Annotated in this window: 7 protein-coding genes and 1 pseudogene; 5 read left to right on the top strand and 3 right to left on the bottom strand. The window is 44.3% G+C overall.

Annotation, left to right across the window (positions count from 1 at the left end; genetic code table 11):
- From AAE02nite_RS25605 to AAE02nite_RS25585, 5 genes are all read left to right on the top strand, one after another.
- Positions 1-333 (top strand): hypothetical protein (locus AAE02nite_RS25605; RefSeq protein ID WP_246151257.1); only part of this gene is annotated, 333 nt, incomplete at its 5' end.
- Positions 323-667 (top strand): type II toxin-antitoxin system PemK/MazF family toxin, encoded by a 345-nt coding sequence (locus tag AAE02nite_RS25600; RefSeq protein ID WP_146905550.1) that lies wholly within the window; start codon positions 323-325, stop codon positions 665-667. The genes AAE02nite_RS25605 and AAE02nite_RS25600, both read left to right, overlap by 11 nt.
- Before the next feature lie 142 nt (positions 668-809).
- Positions 810-1103: a type II toxin-antitoxin system HigB family toxin gene (locus AAE02nite_RS25595; RefSeq protein WP_146905547.1), complete on the top strand. Its 294-nt coding sequence runs from the start codon at positions 810-812 to the stop codon at positions 1101-1103.
- A 10-nt stretch (positions 1104-1113) separates the two neighbouring features.
- A complete protein-coding gene (locus tag AAE02nite_RS25590) occupies positions 1114-1470 on the top strand; it encodes a helix-turn-helix domain-containing protein (RefSeq protein WP_146905544.1) in 357 nt (118 codons plus the stop codon).
- A gap of 971 nt (positions 1471-2441) precedes the next feature.
- On the top strand, positions 2442-3518 hold the full coding sequence (locus AAE02nite_RS25585; protein WP_146905541.1) for a calcium:cation antiporter: 1077 nt from the start codon (positions 2442-2444) through the stop codon (positions 3516-3518).
- 108 nt (positions 3519-3626) lie between these two features.
- Here the strand turns inward: AAE02nite_RS25585 and AAE02nite_RS25580 are convergent, their stop codons facing one another.
- The 3 genes and pseudogenes from AAE02nite_RS25580 to AAE02nite_RS27075 all read right to left on the bottom strand — a co-directional run.
- Positions 3627-6110 (bottom strand): TonB-dependent receptor, encoded by a 2484-nt coding sequence (locus AAE02nite_RS25580; protein WP_146905537.1) that lies wholly within the window; start codon positions 6108-6110, stop codon positions 3627-3629.
- 412 nt (positions 6111-6522) lie between these two features.
- A complete protein-coding gene (locus AAE02nite_RS25575; RefSeq protein ID WP_371863498.1) occupies positions 6523-8334 on the bottom strand; it encodes an outer membrane beta-barrel protein in 1812 nt (603 codons plus the stop codon).
- A gap of 600 nt (positions 8335-8934) precedes the next feature.
- Positions 8935-9267: pseudogene (locus AAE02nite_RS27075) on the bottom strand (carboxypeptidase regulatory-like domain-containing protein); the annotation flags it as partial.
- Between the last annotated feature and the right edge of the window lie 34 nt (positions 9268-9301).

Here is a 9301-nt window from a genome sequence, read left to right as displayed (position 1 = left end):
AAACAAACCATAGACTTGCTCGTTGGCGGGCAGGCAGAGAAACAAAATGATAAACTTGCAGTATATACAAAAAGAGTATACTTTTGTATAAAACTGACAAGCATGAAAAATCTATCATTAAAATTAGAGGACAATATTTTTCAGGAAACGGAGAATATCCTTTCAAAAGTCCATAAGAACAGAAACAGATATATAAACGAAGCCCTAGAGTTTTATAATAAGCTTCAAAAAAGAAGACTCTTGGCTAAACAACTAGAAAAGGAGTCGAAACTGGTTGCCGGTGAATCCCTTTCGGTGTTAGCGGAATTTGAAGCCTTAGAAGATGAGGGCTAAGCAATTTGAATTATGGATAGCCGATTTGAATCCAAGAATAGGAACTGAAACGGGCAAAATAAGGCCTGTAGTTATTATTCAGACTGACCTTTTAAACAAATCTCATCCTTCTACAATCGTTTGCCCTATAACCACAAATATCCAGATTGAATCGGACATATTACGAGTTCATCTGACAAAAGGAACAGCTAACGTGAAAGAGGACTGTGACATCATGATTGACCAAGTAAGGGCAATCGACAACTCAAGACTTATGCACAGAATTGGTCAGTTAGATGATGTAATTAAAAATATAATAAAAGAGAATTTAAAAATCATATTGGACTTAGATTAAAAGCCCGCCCGGCAACACTACCTAAAGAGCATAAATACGCTTTTTAGCCCAGTCCGTTGGCGGGTATTTTAAATAAAACTTTCCATTAAAGTTACCATTTTGGTAACTTTTTTCATTATATTTGAGTTATTAAAGTTAAGAAGTGAGAGTAATAGCCAAACGGACCCTGCGGGATTTCTGGGAAAAGCATGCCGATAGTGAGCAGCAGCTAAAAGCATGGTATAATGAAGCAGAGCAGGCCGACTGGAAATCTCCAAACGAGATAAAGAAAAATTATCCTTCGGCTAGTATCTTGGAGGACAACAGAATTGTATTTAACATCAGGGGGAATAACTACAGGTTAATAGTCAGAATCAACTTCAAGTATGCCATCGTATGGATTCGGTTCATCGGGACACACGCTGAATATGATAGAGTTGACGCGACTAAAATTTAAGTAAAAAGAAATGAACATTAAGCTGATAAAAACAGAACAAGATTACCAACTAGCCCTTCAAAGACTGGAAGCTATATTTGATGCAGAACAGAACACGGAGGAAGGCGATGAACTAGAGGTGCTTTCCTTCCTGATTGACGCTTATGAAAAGGAACACTTCCCAATTGAGGCACCAGATCCGATTGAGGCAATAAAGTTCAGGATGGAGCAGCTTGGAATAAAGCAGAAAGACTTGGCCGAAGTCCTGGGTTTTAAGAGCAGGGTTAGTGAGATAATGAATAAAAAAAGAAAACTCACTTTAGAAATGATAAGAAATCTTCATAAGAGGCTGAATATTCCGACAAACGTGTTAATCCAGGAATATTGAAAGAAAAACAATTCAAACACGATATATACCAAACCCTTGCTCCGCTACGGGCTTTGCCTATACTAACCGTTAGGTAATATACAAAAGTGGAAAAATGGGTATATTAATGTTAGCGTTTAAGGAAAGCCCCATGAACACAAGGAGTAGAAGCGATTGCTGTATATTACGCCAGATTAAGCAGCTGAACCATTCGGACAGAATGAGCATACTTTAAAAAGTGGTATCTCTGATAAAAAAAGAAATGAGGAGAAGAAGCGGGATAGTTTATCATTCATAAGCGGCCTTGGTTCCGGGATATGGAAAGAAACGGATATAGATAAATATATCGAAAACGGGAGACAATGGGATTGAGTAAACTTAAGTCCTAAATTTTGTTTCCGGACACTGCCCCGCTTAGCCTTACTTTAGAATATCAGAAAATATAATCAGAAAAATTCTAGCCACAGTAGGTGAATGAAGAATGCCAGCTCCTAACAACAATAGCTGTTGCACAACTCTCCAAAATTTAGCGAGGTGCCTTCCTTTTTCCTATGCTGTTCCTGTATCACGGGGTAACCAGTACCAGCTTTGATTGGTAACCAGCAACCACAGATAAAGGATAAAGATGGGATTGAAACCGTGACAGGTAAGGCCATTACGGCAGTTTGTCTTTTTTTAAGCGTAAAGCGCAGCAGCTTCTTCAGCTTATAGTCATTGACAGCCGGCATCCCGCCAAAATTTAATCAGGACTTTCGCAAAATTATCCAAAGTCTTCCTTCAGAGGGGGCAAGAGGGAGGATTTACTAGGTTAAAATCCATTTTGCGAAAGTCCTATTAATTCTATCTGCTTTGACGGTCATCTTCTAAAAACTGTACAACGGGCACACCATTTAAAGTACATTATAAAATTCCCTGGAAGCGGGTTGCCAGGTGCATTCTAATGCCCGGGCAAGTAAAAAATATTAACTTGCGAATATTTCTAAATCAGATTAATGCGATTATTACTTCAGTGGACGATTATTATTCCAATATTAGCCTGGCTTCTCTTCTTTTCCGGACTTATTTACGACAGCAGCCTCTTTCAAATTGTAGCAAGCGTGCTGCTCATTTTTAGTGTAATGTCGGCGGTGCACCATTCCGAAATAATTGCCGAGCGGGTAGGAGAACCCTATGGAACCATTATTCTGGCAATATCCATCACCGTTATTGAAGTCTCCATTATTGTTTCTCTTATGATGTCGGAAGGGCAGGAGGCTACTTCCTTGGCCAGAGATACCGTGTACGCGGCCACCATGCTTATCCTGAACGGTATAATCGGGCTTTGCCTGTTGATTGGCGGACTAAAACATTACGAGCAGAATTTTTCCGCGTCTTCTGTAACCATAGCTTTGGTCTCGTTAGTCTCCATTGTTGTGTTTACCCTGGTGTTTCCTACCTTTACGGAAAGTGTTCAGGGGTCTTATTATTCCACCCCCCAACTCATTTTTGCCTCTATCGCCTGCCTTATTATTTATTCTTCCTTTTTGTTTGCCCAAACCAGGCGGTACCGGCAATATTTTCTTACCATCGGGCCCGATGAAAATGAAGAAGCAGCTGAACCCATCGAGATAAATAACCGGGACTTCTTTACAAGTCTTATATTTCTGATTGTGAGTTTAGGTATTGTGGTATTACTGGCAAAAACTCTTTCGCCTACCATCGAAAGTATTATTGTTAGCTACAGCCTGCCTAAATCTTTAGTAGGCGTTGTAATTGCGGCCATCATTTTATTACCCGAAGCCATTGCGGCCATTATTGCTGCCCGAAAAAACCGGCTGCAAACCAGTATAAACTTATCATTGGGTTCTGCTTTGGCCAGTATTGGGTTAACCATTCCGAGTGTGGCGGTTGTTTGTATCCTGCTGGATGTGCCCATTATCCTGGGTCTGGATATCAAATCGATTGTGCTTTTAGGTTTATCGGTATTTATCGTAATGTTATCATTAAGCAGTGGCAAGTCTAATATTGTTTACGGTGTGGTGCTGCTGGTTAATTTATTTGCCTTTATTTTTCTGATGATATACCCTTGAAGTAAAAAATAGCAGCTAACAACTAAGGCGCCATTGGTATTTTTTACTCAATGGCGCCTTAGTTGTTAGCTGTTGGTAACCGAAATAAATTCCCTTGCTTTATAAATATTAGTCCATCTCCGGTGCGCCGTTATCGTCGGAGTCGTTGTCCTGGTTGCGGCGTTCGCGCTGGCGGTTGTTCTGGCCGGGCGTATTACCGAAGCGGTACGAGAAGCCTATAAACGCAATCCGGGACTGCCGCTTGCGGTAACTTTCGGACCGGAAATTTTCGCCGGTCTGGTTAAAGTTAAATTCCATGGTATTAAAGATATCGTTCAGCCGGAAGCTTACCGTTCCTTTTTTATTCAGCACATCTTTTTTAAGCGCCATCTCAGTAAAAAATATAGCCGACATGGTGCCTTGCGGCAGCAACACCGGCGAACGGTAGTTAGCCGCTACCTGCAGGTCCAGGCCTTTCCAGAAAGTAAGGTTAGAGTTCAGGCGGGCGGTCCAGCTAAAGTTGCGGTTATTTATATTGGTGCCTTCGTTGGTGCCGGTTAAAATATTCCGGAAAGCCGACGCCGTTCCATTGATTTTCCAGTTGCGCGTCAGGTTTTGGGTGGCGATAAATTCCAGACCAAAGGCCTGGCGCGAAGCCAGGTTAATATCGGTATTAAAGGTGGTAACACTATCAATAATCCGGCGATACCGCTGAATCACATCGGTAGTTTTCCGGTAAAATAAAGTGGTGTTCAGGCTGGAGTTGTTTTTGCCGTAGTGGATTTGGCTTAACTCAAGTGCATTCGAAAATTCCGGCCGTAGCGCCGGGTTGCCGCCCCGCGGGTTTAATGGGTCCGATACATCTACAAACGGGTTCAGGTCCCACATGCCCGGCCGGTTGATGCGCCGGCTGTAACTTACCTGTATCTGGTTATCTTTATCCAGTTCCTGAGTAATAAAAACACTCGGGAAGAAATTAAGATAGCTGGTATCGGGGGCAGTAATATTCATGGCCTTTTGTAAACCTTTATTGGCGGTATATTCGAGGCGGCTGCCCAACTGGTAACTGGTTTTCCCTATTTTGTTGCCGTAGGTCGCATACAGGGCGTGTACCTGCTGGTCGAAAATAAAATTATTCGATATGCCTGGGTTATTTTGCCAGATACCGGTTTGGTTATTAAATCCTTCAAACCGGTAATCGTCGTCGCGGGTACTAATAATGCTTTTGTAGCCGGCATCAAAGCGGCCGTCTTCACCCACCGGGTCCGAAAAATCTACCTGGGCGGTTATTTGGGAATTAGATTCGTCGGTATCGCTTCTTTCCAGCACCAACGGTTTTTCTTCGGCCGACACCAGGTAGCGTTGGGTAAAATCCTGGTTTTCGCCGCCGGTAGCGGCACTGTAAATCAGGTCGGCCGTTAGTTCCCGGCCCTTTTTGGCGAAGGTTTTGCGGTAGCCCAACGTATATTCGGTATTATTACTGCGGTCGTTTTCCAGATTGGTCCGGTTATAATGTTCCTGCAACGTTTGAGTGGGCCCGAACAGTTGGTTAATTACTTCTTCGGTTTCTTTGGAAAGCCGGTTGCGGTATTGCCACGAAGCCGTGATGGTCTGGGTCGGAGTTAAAGTAAAATCAGCGCCAATCTTAAATGCATTATTCGTAAAATTCCGGGTTTCTTCTTCATCCTGATCCAGCCGGGTGGTGCGGCCTTCAAAAATGGTGTAGCGCTCCTGGTTGCCGTAGCCGTTGCGGTTATCTTTCCGGAAATCGTAGCTGCCGAAAATATTCCATTTGCGATAGCGGTAATTGCCGCCCACCGAGGCGTTGTAGCGGTTGTTGGTGCCCACGTTTACTGAAGCCAGCCCGTTAAAACCCTGGTTTTTCTCTTTTTTCAGGATAATATTAATAATGCCGCCTTCACCTTCGGCATCAAATTTAGAAGAAGGGTTGGTAATAATTTCGACGCTTTCGATTGAACTGGCCGGTATTTGTTCCAGTATCTGGGCCTGGTTATCGGCCACCATGCCGGTAGGCCGGCCATCAATTAAAATACGGAGGTTGCTGCTGCCCCGCATACTAATGCCGCCATCGGCGTCAACGGTAACCGAAGGTACATTTTTCATGACATCGGTGGCCGAACCGGCAATGCTGGTTAAATCTTTGGCTACGTTTACTACTTTGCGATCCAGCCCGTAAGCTACAGTCGGCCGTTCGCCCTGCACCTCTACTTCCTGCAACCGGGTGCTGCTGGCCGCGAATGTAATGGTGCCCAGGCGTACTTCCGGTGCTTCCGGCGTTAACGAAACTACCGGCAACCGCTTAGATTTATAACCCACCAGCGAAACTTTGGCCACAAACTGGCCATACGGTAAGCCATCAATTGAAAAATTGCCTCTTTCATCGGTCATGGCGCCGCCGGCAATCTGGGAAGTATCGGTTAATGGCAACATAATAATATTGGCGTAACCTACCGGCTGGCGGCTGTTCTGGTCAATTAAGGTTCCTCTCACTTTGCCACCCCCCGTAGTGGGGCTCACCGGGTTTAGTTGTCCGGCTGCCTGCCTTACCAGAAAGATGCTGAATATCAGAAGTAAATAGATTGCTTTTTCCATACCGTTCGTCTAACGCGTGCTTTAGTAAAAACGGACAAAGGGTGGTATTGTTTAAAACTAAAAAAAATGGGTGTTCTGAACAACTGAACGGTAGCCGGTAAATTAAGTATTGGTGGTAAGGTGCTTACGTTTTATTTAGATAAAATCGTGTGAAAAATAATAGCTAAACATCTTTCCTGAACTTTTCTATTAAATTGAAGCTGATTCGTATTTCTGCTTCAAGCTGCGTCCGTCGGCAAGGGTGGTGATATTGCGGCCAATGCTAAAACTTCTGCCAGAATACCATATTAGCCTCCACAGCAAGGGAAGCAGCTTCCGCCAATTTAGACAAGGCAAAACAACGTCAATAAATAACAAAGGCGCTAACTGATGTATACAGCTAACGCCTTGGTTGCTTCATTTTAAAAATTCTTTAATCGCGTTGCGGGCGACCTTCAAAATCTTTTTGGCTGGTACCTACCCCAAAGTAGCGAATGTTGTAAGTAAAGCTGAGCATAAAATACCGTTGCAGCACATTGGTTTGTACGTCTTCTACGTAAGCATCCGATACGTTGCGCCAGATGCTGTTATTTTGTTTCAGCAAATCGTACACGTTTAAGTTTATTTCGCCGCGCTGATTCCGGAATATTTTCTTGCCCAAACTCATGTTCCAGAGCAGGAAATTATTGCTTAAATCTGAAAGGCCCGAGTAAGCCTGGTGGTGCAAATCGGTGCGGTATACAAAACCTTTCCAGAAAATCCAGTTGTAACGCAGGCGGGTAGTCTGGCTAAAGTAGTTGTTGTTTAAAGCCGGGCGCAAGGTGTTTTTTACAATATTGTAGTTCGAGCGGGTGGAAATATTAAAATCAATCCGCTCAGAAATATTGCTGCTCAACGATAAGCCCAACCGGAAACTGCTCGAATTAGCCACATTTACTTCGTTGTTGATTAAACCGGGCCGGCTGGTATGGCCGAAGCCGCCGCCCAGGTTAATATTGGAAGAAATGAAATTAATCGGTTGCCCGTAGCTGAAATAAGACCGCACATCCCAGTAGCCATTCAGGTTTACCGGCCGAATGAGCTGTGCGCCCCGGCCCAGGGTTACTTCCGGGTTAATGGCAATGGGTTCCTGCGCAATTAAGGTACTATTGGTAATATAATTTTTGATGAAGGTACCCCAAACCGAAGAGTAAAAAGTGCGGTTGGTAGTGGGGTTGTGCGAACGGTATTGTAACCGGGTCCAGTTTTGGTAAGATTGGTTCAGGTTAGCGTTACCAGTTCTTACCTGTAGCGGGTTAGAATAATCGATCACGTCCTGCAACTGCCCCACTGTAGGCGCGGTAGTAGAGGCCCGGTAGTTAAATTCCAGGTTGTTTGAATTGGAGAATTTATATTCGAGACGGGCCGAAGGCAGAACGCTGTGGAAACGGCGTTTTAAATCATCGGGCAGCGGAAACTCCTGCTTGTTTTTTAAAGTAGCCTCCTGGAAAGAAGCTTCTACCTGGAATTTTAATTTTTCGGTATTAAACCGGTACCCGGCTTCGGCCTCCTGGGTTATGTATTTATTCGTAAATGTGTTACTCAACGGAATATTCAGGGCATTGTAATTATCGTTTAATTCGAGGTAATCGTAAGTGCGTTTATCCGAATCGTTTAAGCGGTTGCCTACTTCGTACTCCAGTTCTAACTGGCCGTTTTTGCCCAAAGGTTCGGTAAACGAGACTTCGCCTTCCCAGTCAAAACCTTTCCGGTCCAGGTTGGTGTACTGGTTCAGTATTTGGGTGCTATCGCCTCCGCGGTTGTAAAAAATATTCTCGGCCAGGCGGTAGCTGTCGCCGTTATCCAGGTGGTAACCGGTACGTAAATTAAATGTAATGCTCCGGCCGGGTTTCAGGAAACGGTGGCTGTACAAAAAGTTATTGTTAATGTCGGAGTTTACGTTGTCGCCATTGGCATTATTCGTGGTTTGGTTCAGCGGGTAAAAGTCGTTTTGGGTGCGGCCCAGGAAGTAAGAATTATTCTGGTAATTCTGTAAGTAAATGCTGGGCCGGAAACGAATCCGGTTCCGTTCGTTGATGTTGTAATCAATACGCATCCGGAAATTATGGTTGGCATCGGTGTTGGTGCGGCGGTTTTCTTCGGTGTATACCTGTCCCGAATCGGTGGGCAGCACGAAATCGCGGTACCGTTGCTGGGTGGTGGTACTCCGGCGGTTGTTGTAAAAATAACTACCCGATACTTCCATTTTTTTACCCCAGTTTTCGCTGTAGTTTAAACCAAAGCCATTGGTGGTAATTAAGCCGTTCTGCGGCCGTTCTTCGCCGCCCGCATTTGGGTCGGCGGTAAAGTTTAAGGTGTTAACGTTGTTGCTGAGACCGGTAACGGTTACGCGGCGTTCGTCGCTGAAAAAGTTAACACTGGCCCCCGCCTGGTACCGGCTGTCGGAGCCATAGCCAACGGAAGTACGGCCAAACCGGCCTATTTTGCGGCTGGGTTTGGTAATAATATTAATCGTTTTTATTCTTTCGCCGTCGTCGAAGCCGCTCAGTTCGGCTTTGTCGCTTTTTTTATCGAAAACCTGAATATTGGCAATTACGCTGGCCGGTAAGTTTTGCAAAGCAGTGTTTACATCGGTGCCAAAAAAAGGTTTGCCGTCAATTAATATTTGCTGCACATTTTCGCCCTGGGCCTGAATAGCGCCATCCTGCATAACAATACCGGGCATTTTCTGCACTAAATCCTGGGCACTGGCATCGGGCGCCGTTTTAAAAGCTTCGGCATTAAACTGGGTAGTATCACCTTTTTGTTCGCCGGGCGGTATTTTGCCAATAATCTGTACTTCACCCAGGTTGGTTGCTTCTTCTATTAAAGCAATTGTACCTACATTAACCGCAGCACTTTCCACCTCAATCGGTTTTCGGAAGGTACTGTAACCTAAATATTGCACTTTAAGCGTGTATTTACCCGGTACTACCTTTTCAATCCGGAATTTACCTTCTACATCGGTGGTGGCGCCGGTAATGGTAACATCATCTACGCGGTTGGTTATTACCACGGTAGCGCCAATCAGCGGATTTTTATCGGCGACACCTTGTACCGTACCGTACACATCGTAGCCCTGGGCAAAAGCACCCAGCACATTTAAAAAGCAAAAACAAAAAAGTAATAATTTTTTCATTATAAATAAAACGACAATATATTAACCCAAACTA

The organism is Adhaeribacter aerolatus, assembly GCF_007991635.1.
GTDB lineage: Bacteria > Bacteroidota > Bacteroidia > Cytophagales > Hymenobacteraceae > Adhaeribacter > Adhaeribacter aerolatus.
The sequence above is the reverse complement of the archived record's forward strand: the minus strand, read 5'-3'. Positions and strand labels throughout refer to the sequence as shown.

Excerpts from the sequence above, each read along its gene's own strand:
- AAE02nite_RS25600 (WP_146905550.1), top strand. The coding sequence starts at position 323 with ATGAGGGCTAAGCAATTTGAATTATGGATAGCCGATTTGAATCCAAGA.
- AAE02nite_RS25590 (WP_146905544.1), top strand. The coding sequence starts at position 1,114 with ATGAACATTAAGCTGATAAAAACAGAACAAGATTACCAACTAGCCCTT.
- AAE02nite_RS25585 (WP_146905541.1), top strand. The coding sequence starts at position 2,442 with ATGCGATTATTACTTCAGTGGACGATTATTATTCCAATATTAGCCTGG.
- AAE02nite_RS25580 (WP_146905537.1), bottom strand. The coding sequence starts at position 6,110 with ATGGAAAAAGCAATCTATTTACTTCTGATATTCAGCATCTTTCTGGTA.
- AAE02nite_RS25575 (WP_371863498.1), bottom strand. The coding sequence starts at position 8,334 with ATGGAAGTATCGGGTAGTTATTTTTACAACAACCGCCGGAGTACCACC.